The following is a 15722-nucleotide window of genomic DNA, read 5'->3' as shown; positions in this document are numbered from 1 at the left end:
GCGGGCGCCCGCTCCCACAATGGACGGCGTCGCTTAACTGATCAGCATTAGCCGCAGGGGTGCATCTAATTCATGCCCTGGGCTTCTTCCATGACCCACGCAACGAACGCCTTGACCTCATCGCGCTGCATCGCCTCCGGTTGCGTCACGACGTAGTAGGCAAAGCGTGCCGGCCAAGGTTTATCCATGACTTGCACGAGGCGGCCGGCGGCGATTTCGTCTCTTGCGTATTCCACGGGCACCAGGGCCAGCCCCTGGCCGGCCTCCGCTGCACGGATCAGCAGAAAGTCATCTTCAAACGCCGTCCCGCGTTCTGCGCGCGGGTCTTTCGCCACGCCGTGTGCGGTCAACCACAGGGGCCAGTCTGCCCGGTCAGAGTCGTGCAGCAGTGGAAAGTCGAGGCACTCCTGCGGCTCTTCAGGCATGGAGTGGTCGGCCATGAACCCAGGGCTGGCCACCGGCACCAGGACGGGCGCCATCAGGCGGCTGACGTGCAGGTTGGGGTAGACCCCCAAGCCGTGTCGCAGGGCCACATCCACATGATCGCGACGCATGTCGATCACGGCGGAGGTCGCCTCGACCCGCACTTCAATGTGCGGGTGGCGCAGGTTGAAACGCCCCAGGCGCGGCACCAGCCACGACGCGGCGAACGTTGCGACCGTGCTGACCGTCAGGGTCTGGCGAGACTTGATCTGTTCCAGCGACTGCAGCGCTTGCTCCATTTGCTCGAACGCCTGGAGCAGGGAAGGGTGAACGCTGGCTCCCGCTTCGGTCAGGCGCAAGCCGCTTCTCTGGCGAGTGAAAAGCGCCAGGCCGATCCGATCTTCCAGCAGGCGGATCTGTTGGCTGACCGCACCGGAGGTGACGCTCAGCGCTTGAGCGGCAGCCTTGATGCTGCCGCGTTGGCCAACCTCGACGAAGGTGCGCAGGGCGAGCAGGGGCAGTGAGGTGGCCATAAGGTTTAGTTTTCCTAAAGTCAGTGCGCAGAAATGATCGTTTCCGCTGGAGCAGCACGCCAGCGATTATACCGTTCGTTTAGCGCGACTAAGAAGCTTTAGTAAAACTATATCTATCAGGATGCCTGTATGAACAATCCTCGTTGGCGGCTCTGCCTCATATTGCTGTGCACCACCCAATTCGTTGCACTGCTCGACTTCTCCATCACCATGATTCCCTTGCCGCAGATTCAGCAAAGCCTGGGTTTTACCCCCGGCGCCTTGCAGTGGGTGATCAATGCGTACGGCGTGGCCATTGCCGGGTTCCTGCTGCTGGGTGGGCGAGCGGCCGACCTGTTTGGCCGCCGGCGCGTGTTTCTGCTCGGGCTGGTTATCTTTACCCTCGGTTCGTTGCTCGGGGGTTTTTCACAGAGCCCGGCGATGCTGATCTTCACCCGGGCCTTGCAGGGTTTTGGTGCGGCGTTGTTTTCGCCAGCGGCCTTTTCGTTATTGCTGGCCCTGTTTACCGATGAGCAATCGCGTAATCGAGCGCTGGGGGCCTGGACGGCCGTGGCCGCGACAGGATTTGTCGCGGGCTTGATCCTGGGTGGCATCATCACTGACCTCATGGGCTGGCGCTGGGTGCTGTGGATCAACGTGCCCGTTGGCGTGTTGGTGATTGCCCTGGCGGGTAATCTCCCGGTGGGTCAGCGTGAGGGGGCAAGGGCTGCGGGGCGCCTGGACGCCGGCGGTGCAGTGCTGGTGGCGGCGGGTGCTGCAACGCTGGTGTTCGCCTTTGCCAACAGCGAACACGTGGGCCTCGCGTCGCCCATCACCTATGGATTGATCGCCCTGGCCATGGGGTTGCTGGCCTTGTTCGTCTGGGTCGAAAGCAAGGTCAAACAGCCGTTGATGCCGATCCCGATTTTCTGGCGGCGCATGACCGGTGGGGCCAACCTGGTCTCGCTGCTGGCGAACACCGCGCTGGGTCCGACCTTTGTGGTCGTGGCGCTGTACATGCAGGAAATCCTCGGCTTCAGCGCCACCCAGACCGGAATGGGGCTGCTGCCGATGGCGATTGCCTTCACGCTCTCCAGCGCCTGGGTCGGGCCGACCTTGATCGCCAGGGTCACTACCAAGCCGGTCATCCTCGGCGGCATGACCCTGTTCATCGGCGGCCTGGCGCTGCTGGGTGCCTCACTGGCAGCGGACGCCTCCTGGGCTACTTCGATTCTTCCCGGCACCTTGTTGGCGGGGATTGGCTACGGGGTCGCGTTTCCTGCCTGGACAGTGGCCGGGATCGAGGGCATTGATGCGGTCGACCACGGCTTGGCCGGCGGCATGCTGACCACCACTCAAGAGGTGGGTTCAGCCGTGGGCCTGGCGATGGGTGTGGCAGTCAGCATCGCCGTGCTGGCCGATGGTGGAAGTGCGGTGCAAGGCTTCAGCTATGCCATTTTGGTCTCCGCCGGCATGGTGGTGATCGGTGTGGTCTGTGCCGCGCTCATCCTGCCCGGCAAGTCTGCGGGTGCATCCTCTTTACCACGCCCGCTCCAGGCGCTTGAACCTGGAGAACGAGCATGAACTGCATCGATCACGGTGTCGGCAAATCCTCTTGGGCGTTCGCCAGCCATCCAGGCTACCGACGCATGTTCGCGTCCGATGAACTGACACTGGGGATTTTCCTGCCCTTGCGCTTCTATCAAGGTGACATGGCCGTGCTGGCGGGGCAGGCGCAGATGGTCAGGGACATTGACCGCCTGGGTTTTGCCGCCGTCTGGGTGAGGGACGTGCCGCTGTTCGATCCGGCGTTCGGTGATGCCGGCCAGGTGTTCGACCCCTTCACGTACTTGGCGTTCCTGGCCGCCCAGACCAAGACCATTGCGTTGGCAACCGGCAGTGCGATTTTTTCGCTGCGCCATCCCATCGACCTGGCCAAGGCCTCGGCGACGATCGACCAGCTGTCGGGCGGCCGCTTGGTCCTGGGCATTGCCTCGGGTGACCGGCCGCTAGAGTTTCCCGCCTACGGTCTGCAGCACGCCGAACGTGGCGAACGGTTTGCACAGGCGGTGGCGTATTTTCGTCAGCTCACCGGTGGGCAAACGCCCTCCGTCGATTCGCCCTTGGGCCGGATCACCGGCGCTGAGTTCTTGCCGCAACCCGTGGCGGGAGTCATACCCTTGATGGTGACCGGTTCGTCCCGCCAGTCACCCGCCTGGATCGCAGAACAGGCGGATGGCTGGCTGACCTTTCCCGAAGCGACCCATACACCTGAAGGGCCGAAACGCCTGGCGGCAAAGATCCAGGCCTGGCGGGGGTTGATTGCAGACGGCGGGTTCCGGCCCCACATGACCAATGAGTGGCTCGATCTGGTTGACGACCCCAACCATCCCCGCACGCCGATACAGGGGGGATATGTGCTGCGTACCGGGCGTAAAGGCTTGATTGAATTGCTGGGTGAGTGGCGCGCTGCCGGGGTCAACCATGCCGCCTTGGGCATCCAGTTCTCCCAGCGACCGGCCGCAGAAGTCGTCCAGGAACTGGCCGAAGAAGTCCTGCCACTGTTTCCGTCGCATCAGGGGCCTGCGGGCTTCAAGGTGGCATGGTGAGTTCAGCGCGAGCTATCCAGTGCGCCAGGCTCGGACGGAACAAGTATGACCAGGTCCGTATCCCCCATGTCGACACCCGCCTGTGACAGCAAGGTCGTCACTTGTCCGCGGTGATGGGTCTGATGGTTGAAAAAGTGCATGAGCAACGCGTAGAAGTCCTTGTCGGCAGGTACACCCTTCATGCTGCTGTAATGGAGGGTGTGATCCAGGTCCGACTCGGTAATGCAGCCAGACCACTCGACAATTTGCTCATCGAGCCACTCTCGATGTGCCGACAGTTCGCGGATATCCGGGAACAGCAACTGGTCCAGGCTGCTGACGGGAAATTGGCCAATCGCACCCAGTGCCAGGTAGTTCGCTGGGTGCGTGGCGAAGCGTTGCAGCCAGACCGTGTCGCCGGCCACCAGGTGGTTCAAGGTCCGCAGAATCGAACCAAAGAAGGCTTTACGATCCATGCACAGTTCTTCGTCTGGCAGGCTCCGGGCGGCCTGATAAATCCTGCTGTTCATCCACTGGTTATAGGTTGCCATCAGGTGGATGTGGCGGGTGCGGGTCATGGTGCTCATCCTTTTACCAGCAGCTAGCGGGGAAGCCGGCTCGGTTACGAGTGACTACGATACTTGCGACAATGCAGCAATCACATCCGCTGCCATCTGTTCAGCACTGTTGGCCCCGTCGATCCGCAGGACTGGTGCCGTTTGTTTGGATAACCACGCCTCGTGCCACGCTCGGTTGCGTCCTGCAAAGTCCGGATTGTCATACTGCGCAGCCCATTCCCGAAAGGCCACGTGTATCTCATGCATGTCGCCACCGGGTGCGATGCGATCGCCAAAGCGCTGCTGTTCCCGGGCGGCCAGCCGTTTAAGGCGAACCGGCGTTGGAGTTGCAACGAACACAATCAGATCGACCTGGCGGATCAGCGCATCTCCCCAACCCAAACAAGAACCGGTCAGCAGCCAATCTTCGTCAGTGAACTCCTGCTGGATCAATGACACGCGCTCGTCGGCAGGTCGCTTGGTGGTAAACGGAGGGTTGGTGGGCATCCAGAAAAAATCATCGACATCGACCTGCCGAACACCCAGCTGGGTTGCGAGGTTTTGTCCCAATGTGGTCACGCCCGCACACGACGCACCGGTAATGTAGATCCGCAATTGTTCCTCCATGAATACCAGCCGGTTTCGAGGTCGGCACGATACCCCATAACCGCCGCTCGAAAAACCGCCAGGCTTCTCGTGTTTTGTCGAACGGACTAGACTGGATGGTTTTGGAGATCACCATGCTGGGTGCGTTTGAACGAAGGCTCGACCCCTTTCCTCCAGATGAGGTGCCACCGCCACCCGCCGGCCTGGCTCGCTTTTTGTGGGCCTGTACGCGGGGTGCTCGTGGTTACATCCTGGCGCTGGCGTTGCTGAGTGCCGGTGTGTCGATCTACGAAGCCTGGTTGTTCTACTTCCTCGGGCAGGTCGTGGACCTGCTCTCGACCTGGCAGGCGGGCGGTGCAGCGGCGGCGCAGGAAAGTCGCGTGTTGTGGGGCATGGGCATCGTCATGGTGACCAGTGTCGTCCTGGTCGCGCTGCGCACCATGGTGCAGCACCAGATATTGGCGATCAACTTGCCGTTGCGCCTGCGCTGGGACTTCCATCGCCTGATGCTGCGGCAAAGCCTGTCTTTTTTTTCCGATGAGTTTTCCGGTCGAGTCACGACCAAGGTGATGCAAACTGCGCTAGCGGTGCGCGATGTGCTGTTTACCCTTATCGAGATCGCCCCCGGGATCGGCGTGTACTTGATTGCGATCATCGCCCTGGCCGGCGGCTTCGCCCTGAAGCTGATGCTGCCTTTTATTGCCTGGGTCGTATTGTTCAGCGTGGCCATGCTGTACTTCGTGCCTCGTCTGGGGAAAGTCGGGCAGGAACAAGCCAACGCGCGGTCGATGATGACCGGGCGTATCTCGGACGCCTACACCAACATCACGACGGTGAAACTATTCTCCCACTCCAATCGTGAGGCGCACTTCGCGCGTGCAGCGATGGAGGATTTCAAGCAAACCGGCTTTCGCCAGATGCGCCTGGTCAGCCTGTTCGATATCGTCAATCAGGCATTGGTGGTGGCATTGATCATGGCGGCAGGGGGTTATGCCCTGTGGTTATGGCATCAGGGCGAGATCGGCGCCGGTGCCGTGGCGGCAATCATTGCCATGGCATTGCGTATCAACGGCATGTCGAACTGGGTCATGTGGCAAATGACCTCGCTGTTCGAAAGCATCGGCACCGTGCAGGATGGCATGGCGACGCTGACCCAGGGCGCCAAGGTGCAGGACGCGCCAGATGCCGGCGTGCTAATGACCAGCGGTGGCGCGGTCACCTTCGATAAGGTCAGCTTCAACTACAGTGGCGAACGCCAGGTGCTCGATGGCTTGAGCCTGAGCATCCGCCCCGGTGAAAAAATCGGCCTGGTGGGTCGCTCTGGCGCTGGCAAGTCCACGCTGATCAACTTGCTGCTGCGTTTCTATGACGTCGACAGCGGGGAGATTCGCATCGACGGCCAGAACATCGCAAAGGTGACACAAGACAGCCTGCGTGCCTCCATCGGCATGGTCACGCAGGATACCTCCCTGCTGCATCGTTCCATTCGCGACAACATCGCCTATGGCCGTCCCGATGCGACCGACGCGCAGGTCCGCAGCGCCGCGGCCAATGCCCAGGCCGATGGGTTCATCAACCAACTGAGCGACCGACAAGGCCACACCGGCTACGACACCCTGGTGGGTGAGCGGGGCATCAAGCTGTCCGGCGGCCAGCGCCAACGCGTCGCGATTGCCCGGGTGATGCTCAAGAACGCTCCGATCCTGCTGCTGGACGAGGCCACCAGCGCGCTGGACTCCGAAGTCGAAGTGGCTATTCAGGAAAGCCTCGATGAAATGATGCAAGGCAAGACGGTAATCGCCATCGCCCATCGACTGTCGACGATTGCGGCCATGGACCGGCTCATCGTCATGGATGACGGACGCATCATCGAAGAAGGTACCCACACCGAACTGCTCGACAAGAACGGCGTTTATGCACGGCTGTGGCAGCATCAAAGCGGCGGCTTCCTGGGGGAGGACAACGGCGTGGTCGAGGCTATGGATCAGGCGTGAGCCTGAAGGGGCGCCGCAGGGGGGAGCCTGACCGTTCAGCCCGTCCCCCAGCCATTAAAAAAACCGCCCCTTTGCCACCGATTCCATCGTTTCTCGGGGGCGGCGTATTTCCCTATATTGGCCGCCATACCCGGTGAGTGGCTGAACGCTCGCCATCCTTAGTGCGAGTAGTCTCTATGAATAAAAAACCTGACAGCGCAGGACTCACCCAGGCCGGCGCGGGGACCCGTGCGGTCTGGGGCGGGGAGCAGGGCGGGCATCCCTACAACGCCACGCAAACGCCGATCGTTGCCAGTGCCGCCTATGCCTACGACGACATCGACGTCTGGTACGACGTGGCGTTGGGCAAGGCCCCAGGCTTCATCTACAGCCGCATGAGCAACCCGACGGTGGAGACCCTCGAAGCGAAGATCCGCCAGCTGGAACAGGCCGAGTCCGCGGTGGCGTTCAGCAGCGGCATGGCGGCCATCAGCAGTGTGCTCTACACCTTCCTGGCCAACGGTGACCGGGTGGTGTCGACCAAGGACAGCTACGGCGGCACCAACAAAATCTTCGAAGAATTCCTGCCGCGCATGGGCGTTCAAGTGACCTTGTGCGAAACCTTCGATCACGCCGAGATCGAAGCGCAAATCGCCAAGGGCTGTCGTGTGCTGTACCTGGAAACACCGACCAACCCGACCCTGAAAATCCTCGACATCCAGCGCCTGGTCGCCGCGGCCAAGCGTGTCGGTGCGCTGGTGGTGGCCGACAATACCTTCGCCACCCCCCTGAACCAGAACCCCCTGGCGCTGGGCGTGGATGTGGTGATCCACAGCGCGACCAAGTTTCTCAGCGGCCATGGCGACGTGCTTGGCGGCCTGGTGTGCGGCAGTGAAACCCTGATGGCGCAGGTCCGGCATTACCGGGAAATCAACGGTGCGTCCCTCGACCCATTCTCGGCCTACCTGATCATCCGTGGCATCAAGACCCTGGTGCTGCGCATGCGCCAACAGCAGCACAGCGCCCGCGTCCTGGCGGACTACCTGTGCAGCGAAGCGCTGGTGGAATCGGTCAACTACCCCGGGTTACCCAGCCACCCGAACCACAGTGTCGCGGCTGCGCAGATGCGCGGTTTTGGCGCCATCGTCAGCTTCGTGCTGGTGGGGGGCATGGACACGGTCAAGGTGCTGCTGCCACGCCTGCGGTATGCCCATTGCGCGGGCAACCTGGGGGCGGTGGAAACCATCTACGGCCCGGCCCGCACCACCAGCCACGTCGAGAACACCCTGCAGGAGCGTCTCGCCCTGGGGATCAGCGAAGGGTTGGTGCGGGTCTCGGTCGGCATCGAAGACACCGATGACCTGCTGGCGGATCTGCAGCAGGCGTTTGCCCATGTCCGGCGCACTCGCGAGGAGCAAAGCGCGTCGATGGCGCGTGTTACCTGCAATCCGTCGAGCGCCGAGGTCGCAGGCTGACGAGTGAGGGATCACCAGCCCCACGGCGAGACCGTCCGTGGGGACTTCATGAAGAGCCATAACAATAAAACCTGGGTGCGCCTCTGCCGGGCAACCGAGCGCAGGCGCCAGTGCGTGCCCTAACCCCTTTCATGAGAACAACCATGTCCATAAAAGAACAACAACTCGACCCGCGTTCCGGTTTCAAACAGGAAATGCAGACCCGCCACATCGTCATGCTGGCATTGGGCGGCGTGATTGGCACCGGACTGTTCCTCACCTCTGGCTACACCGTCAACCAGGCCGGCCCGCTGGGCGCGGTGATTGCGTACATCATTGGCGCGCTGATGGTCTACATGGTCATGATGTGCCTCGGCGAACTGGCGGTGCAGATGCCGGAAACCGGCTCCTTCAGCACCTACGCCACGCGCTTTCTCGGCCCGGGCACCGGCTACACGGTGGCCTGGCTCTACTGGCTGACCTGGACCGTGGCCATCGGTTCGGAGTTCACCGCCGCCGGCATCCTCATGACGCGCTGGTTCCCGGACACTCCGGTGTGGATCTGGAGCGCCCTGTTTGCCGGGGTGGTGTTCCTGACTAACGTGATTTCGGTGCGCCTGTTTGCCGAAACCGAATTCTGGTTATCGCTGATCAAGGTGATAACGGTGGTGGTGTTCCTGGTGATTGGCGGCGGGGCGATTCTCGGCCTGTTGAACATCGACCAGGTGCACAGCATCGGCCTGGGCAACTTCACCCGTGAAGGCTTGTTCCCCACCGGCTTCATGCCGATTGCCATGACCTTGCTGGCGGTGGCCTTTGCCTTCTCCGGCACCGAGTTGATCGGCATCGCCGCCGGTGAAACCAAGGACCCGCAACGCAATGTACCGCGGGCCATCCGCACCACAGTGCTGCGCCTGGCGATCTTTTTTGTCGGCACCATCTTTGTCCTCGCGACCCTGTTGCCCCGTGAGCAGGCCGGGCTGGTGGAGAGCCCGTTTGTCACGGTGTTCACCTACATCGGCATTCCGTACTCCGCCGACATCATGAACTTCGTGATCATCACGGCCTTGCTGTCGGCAGCCAACTCCGGGTTGTACGCCGCCTCGCGGATGCTCTGGACCCTCAGCGACCAGGGACACCTGCCCAAGCAATTCTCGGCCCTGACCCGCATGGGCACGCCGCTCAACGCGATCATCGTGAGCATGGCCGGGGGCGCCGCCTCGCTGCTCAGCAGTGTGTTTGCCGCCGACACCATCTACCTGGCACTGGTATCGATCTCCGGGCTGGCCGTGGTGGTGGTCTGGATGAGCATCGCCGCGAGCCAGATCGCCTTTCGCCGACACTACGTGGCCAACGGCGGCGATATCCACGACCTCAAGTTCCGGGTCCGCGGTTATCCGTGGGTGCCTTTGGGGGCGTTGGTCTGCTGCAGCCTGGCCTGCATCGGGATCGCCTTCGACCCTGAGCAGCGCGTGGCCCTGTACTTCGGCTTGCCCTTCATCGCCTGGTGCTACTTCGTGTATTACATTACCCGCAAAAGCCGTGAGCGCCGCTTGGCGCTTGCCCCCTTGGCACAACCGTCCGATGCGTTCTAGCAACCGTCGGCGGGCTGGGCAGGTTCGCTCGGTGCGGGGGTGTCACAGAGGTCCAGGCCATGAAGCAAAAAACCTTACCCCCGTTGAACTGGTTGCGGGCCTTCGAGGTGTCAGCCCGCTGCCTGAACTTCACCCACGCCGCCGACGAGTTGTTCCTCACCCAGGGCGCCGTCAGCCAGCAGATCCGCCAGCTCGAAAGCCATCTGGGGGTGGCGCTGTTCAAGCGCTTGCCTCGTGGCCTGGGGTTGACCGAGGAAGGGCAGGCCTACCTGCCCGTGGTGCAGGACGCGATCACCCGGCTGGCGGTGGGCACCAACGAAATTTTCGGCCAGCACAAGCGCCGGCCGATCAAGGTGCGCGGCAGCCTGTCGTTTTTCGTGCACTGGCTGGCGCCCAGGCTGGTGGGGTTCCGCCAGGCCCATCCGCATGTCGACATCCGCTACATCAGCAATATCTGGGTCAAGGAACTGGACGGCGAGGACGACATGGAGATTCGCTGGGGTCACGGCCATTGGCCCGGCCTGGTGGCGCAGCGCCTGACCTGGGACAGCCTGTTCCCGGTCTGCTCGCCAGCGCTGATGGCGCGCTCGCCGCTCAAGGTCCCGGCCGACGTGGCCCAGCATCCGCTGCTGCACGTGCTGGGCTACGAAGAAGGGTGGGGCTACTGGTTGAAGATGGTTGGCGCCGACAGCGTCGATTCCTCGACCGGCATGCAGTTCGACACCCTGATCTCGACCTTGCGCATGGCCGAGCTGGGGCAGGGCATTGCCCTGGCCCGCTCCTCGATGGTGCTCGAGATGCTCGAGGACGGGCGCCTGGTGGAACCCTTCGCCCAGCGCATCGAAGCCAGCGAGTCGTTTTACCTGGTGCGCGGTGCCGGCACCGACGAACACCCCGACGCGATCATGTTTGCCACCTGGCTGGTGGAGCAGGCACATCGTCACAAATGAATGGCCGGAGCCAACCATGCGTTATGTCAGTACCCGCAGTTCGGCCGTAGAGGCTGACTTTGAAAAGGTCGTGTTATCCGGACTGGCCGACGATGGGGGGCTATTCGTCCCCGTCGACCTTCCGCACTTCAGCCCGCAGGATATCGCCAACTGGTCGACCCTGGCCTATGACGAACTGGCCTGGCGGGTGTTGCAGCCGTTTATCGGTGAGGCGATTGCCGAAGCGGATTTACGCCCATTGCTCAAGGCCGCCTGCCGCGGTTTCAGCCATCGTGCGATAGCGCCCCTGCACCAGGTCGACCGCAACGAGTGGGTGCTGGAGCTGTTCCACGGGCCCACGGGTTCCTCCAAGGACTTTGCCGCGCAACTGCAGGCGCAACTGGTGCAACACTTCTTGCGCAAACGCCAGCGCCGGGCGGTGGTGCTGGGGGCCACCAATGGCGACACCGGGCTGGCGGCCATCGAGGCATTCAAGCATTGCGCGCAAGCCGAAGTGGTGCTGCTTTACCCGCAGACTGGCGTGGCGCCGCAGCAGTGGCAGCAGTTGCAGGCGGTGAACCGGCCCAGGGTCCACAGGTTCGCGGTCAACGGCAGCTTCGATCAGTGCCAGACCCTGGTCAGTCAGCTATTCCAGCAGTGGCCGTGCGCCGACTTGCAGGCGGTCAGCTTCAACTCCAGCAACTGGGTCAGTGTGCTGGCGCAACTGGTGTTCTATTTCCACGGGGTGTTGCAACTGGGTGGCGGTCAGCGGCCCATCGGCGTCAGCGTGCCGGCGGCGAGTTTTGCCCAGGTGTATGCCGGGTACATTGCACAGAAGATGGGGCTGCCGATTACCCAGATCATTGTCGCGACCAACCAGAATGACGCGCTGCACCAGCTGTTCCTGAAGAATTACTACTGCCGGTCGCACGCCAACCAGACCCTGTCACCGGCCATGGACCTGTCGATTTTCTCCAACCTCGAACGTTTGCTCTGGGCGCTGTATGGGCAAGATGGCCAGGCGGTGAGTGCGCTGATGGCCGGGTTCGAGGCCACTGGCGAGATGCGCATGGCCAACGAATGCTGGTTACAGGCGCGGATGATCATTGACTCCTACGCGGTCAGCGATGCCGAGACGGTGCAGGAAATCAGCGCGCTGTACCGCGACACCGGCTACGTCATCGACCCCCACACGGCGACCGGGGTGCTCGCGGCCCGGCTCTATCGCCGCAGCCTGGTGGCGCCGATGGTGACCCTGGGCGAGATCGCTCCCGGCAAGTCGGCGCAGTTGCTCGCCGAGCTGGGGATCGTCCTGCCCATGATGCCTGCCCCGGTGGTGGAGCAGGGCGGCGGGGCGTCTCGGATCGAGGCGGATGATCTGCAAACACTTCGCCAGCGCCTGGGCGCGCTGCCTTGGGAGGCCCGGTGAAACGTATTCTCGATCCCCTCGATGAGCGCATCATCGCCGAGCTGCGGCTCAATGCCCGGGCCGCCCATGCGGAGCTGGCGGCCAAGGTCAACCTGTCGCGCAATGCCGTGCGCCAGCGCATCGAACGACTCGAGCGCGACGGTGCGATCCAGGGGTATACGGTGCGCACGGGGGAGGGGCATTCCGGCGCTTCGCACATCAATGCGGTGATCTTTGTCTACCGCTACGACCGCATGCGCGGGGCCGAGGTGCTGCAGGCGCTGCGAGCGATCCCGGAAGTCATCCAGTGCGATGTGATGAGCGGTGAGTTCGACCTGATGCTCCGCGTCGGCGCCGCCAGTCCTGAGCGGGTGCACAAGGTCTGGAAGCAGATTTCGGCACTGCCTGGGGTGGAAAACACCGTGACCTCGTTTGTGTTGTCGTCGGTGGTCTAGGGCGAGTCGGGGGGTATGCAAACTCTGCGAACCCCTGGAGTCATTGTGGGAGCGGGCCGGGCGGCGCTCCGCTTGCCCGCGATGAGGCCGGCCTCCAACCTTGATACTGCCTGACCCACCGCCATCGCGGGCAAGCCCGCTCCCACAGGTTTGATGTGGTGTATACAGAATCTGTGAACAGCCAAAATCATTGTGGGAGCGGGCGCCCGCTTGCGGCTTGCCCGCGATGGGGCCGGCCCATCCAACCGCGATACTGCCTGACCCACCGCCATCGCGGGCAAGCCCGCTCCCACAGGTTTGATGTGGTGTATACAGAATCTGTGAACAGCCAAAATCATTGTGGGAGCGGGCGCCCGCTTGCGGCTTGCCCGCGATGGGGCCGGCCCATCCAACCTCGATACTGCCTGACCCACCGCCATCGCGGGCAGGCTCGCTCCCACAAAATAAGTGGCAGTACACAAAATCTGCGAACACCCAAAACCACACTCTGGGAGCCCCCCGCAACGGCGTGTGAAATTGCGCAAACCCTGGGCAAAACGCTCAGGAAATAGAGCAAATTGGCCTATTTCACTGCCCAGTCCCGCCGCCTAATCTAGTGCCCAACAACCCATCTTCCGGATCAAGGGCAATAACAAAATGACTGAATACAAACTGGCGCTGGTCGGCTTCGGTGGTGTCAACCGGGCGTTGGCCCAACTGATTGCCGAGCGTAATGAAGGCTGGAAAACCGAGTTGGGTTTCAGCCTCAAGATTGTCGGGGTGACTGACTTGTTCCTGGGTTCGCTGATTGGCCGTGAAGGCCTGGACGCTGGAGTGCTGGCCCGGTTGCCGGCGGCCAAGGGGGCTTTGGCCCAGTTGCCTGGTGGCACGGTCGAGGCGTTGAATGAGGCGGTGATCAAGGATTCGGGGGCAGACATCATTGCCGAGGCGACCTTCACCAATCCAGTGGATGGCGAGCCTGCTACCTCGTTCTGCCGTTGGGCCCTGGAGGCGGGCAAGCATGTGGTGACCACCAACAAGGGGCCGATTGCCCTGCACGGTGCCGAGCTCAAGGCCCTGGCCCTGCGCAACAAGGTGGCGTTTGAATACGAAGGTTCGGTGATGAGCGGCACACCGGTGATCCGCCTGGCCAAACAGACCCTGGCCGGCAGTGCAATCAACGGCTTCGAGGGCATTCTCAACGGTACTTCCAACTTCGTCCTGACCTGCATGGAAGGCGGCTTGGGGTTTGCCGAGGCGGTGCGCCAGGCGCAGGAACTGGGTTACGCCGAAGCCGACCCGAGCGCGGATGTCGAAGGTTACGACGTGCGCCTCAAGGTGGTGATCCTGGCCAATGAACTGCTGGACGCCAAGCTGCAGGTCAGCGATGTCAGTTGCCAGGGCATCAGCGCCCTGACCCTGGACGATATCGCCAAGGCTCGCCAGGAGGGTGCGCGCTGGAAGCTGATTGGCGCCGCCACGCGTCAGGCCGACGGCTCGGTCAGTGCCCGGGTCGAACCGCGCTTGTTGCGCAACGACCACCCATTGGCCGCGATCAGCGGCGCCACTAACGCCGTGTCGTTCACCAGCCCATTGCTCGGCGCAGTGACGGTCTCGGGGCCGGGCGCCGGGCGCATGGAAACTGCATACGCGTTGTTGTCGGACATCATCAGCCTGCACCAATCCGTGGTCACCCACTAGGAGAAAGCCTGTGAACCTATCGCGTCTGGCCCTGGCGGTTGTTGAACCGCACATCGATGTGTTGAACCCATTTGACGGCAGCGTCGTCGGCACGGTTGTCAAGGTGGATGCGGCCCAGGTCCCGCAGCTGCTGGAGCAGGGCCGGCATGGCGCGCGCCTCTGCGCCGCGCTGCCGCGCCATCGTCGCGCACGGATTCTCGAGCAGGCCGCGCTGGCCATCGAGCGCGACGCCCAGGGCTTTGCCCGGCTGATTGTCGAGGAAGCCGGCAAGACCCAAGTGCAGGCGCAAAAAGAGGTCAAGCGCTGCGTCAATACCCTCAAGTTGTCGGCCGAGGAGGCCAAGCGCAACGCTGGCGAAGTGGTGCCGTTCGATGCCTATGAAGGCTCCGAGTCACGCCAGGGCTGGTTCACCCGTGAGCCGTTGGGCCTGATCGTCGCGATCACCCCGTACAACGATCCACTGAACCTGGTGGCGCATAAGCTCGGCCCGGCGATTGCCGGGGGCAATGCGGTGATCCTCAAGCCCTCGGAGTTGGCGCCCTTGTCGGCCCTGCGCCTGGTGGATTACCTGGTGCAAGCCGGGCTGCCGGAGGCGGTCGTCACGGTCGCTACCGGTGGGGCAGAGTTGGGTCGGGCGCTGGTGGCTGCCCGCGAGGTGCGGATGATTTCCTTCACCGGCGGCTTCGTCACCGGCGAAAAGATTGCCCGCACCGCCGGCCTGAAGAAGCTGGCCATGGACCTGGGCGGCAATGCGCCGGTGATCGTGATGGGTGACTGCGACTTGCCGGCGGCGATCGACAGTTGTGTGTCCGGGGCGTTCTGGGCGGCCGGGCAGAACTGCATCGGCACCCAGCGCCTGTTGGTCCAGGCGTCGGTCTATGAGGCCTTTCGCGAAGGCTTCGTGCGCCAGGCCGAGGCGCTGGTCGCCGGTGATCCTGCCTTGGCGAGCACTGATATCGGGCCGATGATCACCCCGCAGGCCGCACAGAATGCCGAGCAGGTGGTCAACGAAGCCTTGCGCGAGGGCGCCACGCTACTCTGCGGTCATCGCCGCCAAGGTTCTTGCTACGCGGCAACGGTGCTGGAGAATGTCGATCACGCCAGCCGGTTGTGGCGCGATGAAGTGTTCGCCCCGGTGGTGGTCCTGCAACCCTTCGACAGTTTCGATGAGGCCATCGCGCTGGCCAACGAGCCTGAGTACAGCCTGCACGCAGGGATCTTCACCGGTAACCTGGCCACGGCCATGAGCGCTGCTCGGCGGATTGAGGCGGGAGGGGTGATGATCAACGACTCCTCGGATTACCGCTTCGATGCGATGCCGTTCGGCGGCTCCAAGTACGGCAGCCTGGGACGCGAAGGGGTGCGCTTTGCCTATGAGGAAATGACCCAGCCCAAGGTGGTGTGCCTCAATACGCCGGCCTAGGTGCTGGAAGGTCTCAGTTCCCGGAAGAGGTCGTTAAGTCATCGTACCTCTTTCGGGGTTAAGCAACCCAGGCAGCGATTTTTTTCTGCTTGAACCTAGCGCTGCCATCACCCTCATCT

13 protein-coding genes are annotated in these 15722 nt (G+C 62.8%); 10 read left to right on the top strand and 3 right to left on the bottom strand.

Translation table 11 applies throughout. The annotated features are described in order from the left end of the window. Nucleotides 1–65 precede the first annotated feature (65 nt). Complete coding sequence (locus PspS04_RS16375; RefSeq protein WP_159996599.1) at nt 66–956, bottom strand: LysR substrate-binding domain-containing protein; 891 nt, start codon at nt 954–956, stop codon at nt 66–68. A 129-nt stretch (nt 957–1085) separates the two neighbouring features. On the opposite strand from PspS04_RS16375, the gene PspS04_RS16370 reads away from it, so the two are divergent. Both PspS04_RS16370 and PspS04_RS16365 read left to right on the top strand, forming a co-directional pair. Beyond that, a complete protein-coding gene (locus tag PspS04_RS16370; protein WP_159996597.1) occupies nt 1086–2519 on the top strand; it encodes an MFS transporter in 1434 nt (477 codons plus the stop codon). Then, complete coding sequence (locus tag PspS04_RS16365; RefSeq protein ID WP_159996595.1) at nt 2516–3544, top strand: LLM class oxidoreductase; 1029 nt, start codon at nt 2516–2518, stop codon at nt 3542–3544. The genes PspS04_RS16370 and PspS04_RS16365 overlap by 4 nt, the downstream gene beginning before the upstream one ends. A 2-nt stretch (nt 3545–3546) precedes the next feature. Here the strand turns inward: PspS04_RS16365 and PspS04_RS16360 are convergent, their stop codons facing one another. Both PspS04_RS16360 and PspS04_RS16355 read right to left on the bottom strand, forming a co-directional pair. After that, nucleotides 3547–4101, bottom strand: coding sequence for a DinB family protein (locus PspS04_RS16360; protein WP_159996593.1), 555 nt, complete (start codon nt 4099–4101; stop codon nt 3547–3549). A gap of 54 nt (nt 4102–4155) precedes the next feature. After that, nucleotides 4156–4695 (bottom strand): ATP-binding protein, encoded by a 540-nt coding sequence (locus PspS04_RS16355; protein WP_159998852.1) that lies wholly within the window; start codon nt 4693–4695, stop codon nt 4156–4158. Nucleotides 4696–4820: 125 nt separating this feature from the next. Here PspS04_RS16355 and PspS04_RS16350 point away from each other — a divergent pair, with 125 nt between their 5' ends. The 8 genes from PspS04_RS16350 to PspS04_RS16315 all read left to right on the top strand — a co-directional run bounded on the left by PspS04_RS16350 (nt 4821) and on the right by PspS04_RS16315 (nt 15603). Continuing rightward, nucleotides 4821–6680 carry an ABC transporter ATP-binding protein gene (locus PspS04_RS16350; protein ID WP_159996591.1) on the top strand — a complete coding sequence of 620 codons (1860 nt, stop codon included), beginning with the start codon at nt 4821–4823 and terminating at the stop codon, nt 6678–6680. Nucleotides 6681–6856: 176 nt separating this feature from the next. Then, nucleotides 6857–8134, top strand: coding sequence for a cystathionine gamma-synthase family protein (locus tag PspS04_RS16345; RefSeq protein WP_159996589.1), 1278 nt, complete (start codon nt 6857–6859; stop codon nt 8132–8134). 143 nt (nt 8135–8277) lie between these two features. Continuing rightward, complete coding sequence (locus PspS04_RS16340; RefSeq protein WP_159996587.1) at nt 8278–9708, top strand: amino acid permease; 1431 nt, start codon at nt 8278–8280, stop codon at nt 9706–9708. 59 nt (nt 9709–9767) lie between these two features. After that, entirely contained in the window at nt 9768–10658 is an 891-nt protein-coding gene (locus PspS04_RS16335) for a LysR substrate-binding domain-containing protein (RefSeq protein ID WP_095169856.1), read from the top strand. A 16-nt stretch (nt 10659–10674) separates the two neighbouring features. Next, nucleotides 10675–12066: a threonine synthase gene (gene thrC / locus PspS04_RS16330; RefSeq protein WP_159996585.1), complete on the top strand. Its 1392-nt coding sequence runs from the start codon at nt 10675–10677 to the stop codon at nt 12064–12066. Continuing rightward, on the top strand, nt 12063–12500 hold the full coding sequence (locus tag PspS04_RS16325) for an Lrp/AsnC family transcriptional regulator (RefSeq protein ID WP_095169858.1): 438 nt from the start codon (nt 12063–12065) through the stop codon (nt 12498–12500). The genes thrC and PspS04_RS16325 overlap by 4 nt, the downstream gene beginning before the upstream one ends. 636 nt (nt 12501–13136) lie before the next feature. Beyond that, the gene (locus PspS04_RS16320; protein WP_159996583.1) at nt 13137–14180 is read left to right on the top strand and encodes a homoserine dehydrogenase; all 1044 of its coding nucleotides are present in this window, start codon (nt 13137–13139) and stop codon (nt 14178–14180) included. A gap of 10 nt (nt 14181–14190) precedes the next feature. Beyond that, complete coding sequence (locus PspS04_RS16315; RefSeq protein WP_159996581.1) at nt 14191–15603, top strand: aldehyde dehydrogenase family protein; 1413 nt, start codon at nt 14191–14193, stop codon at nt 15601–15603. The last annotated feature ends 119 nt before the right edge of the window (nt 15604–15722 follow it).

The sequence above is a fragment of the Pseudomonas sp. S04 genome (assembly GCF_009834545.1).
Taxonomy (GTDB): Bacteria; Pseudomonadota; Gammaproteobacteria; order Pseudomonadales; family Pseudomonadaceae; genus Aquipseudomonas.
Note: the sequence above shows the minus strand (reverse complement) of the source record. Positions and strands in the feature narration are given on the sequence as shown.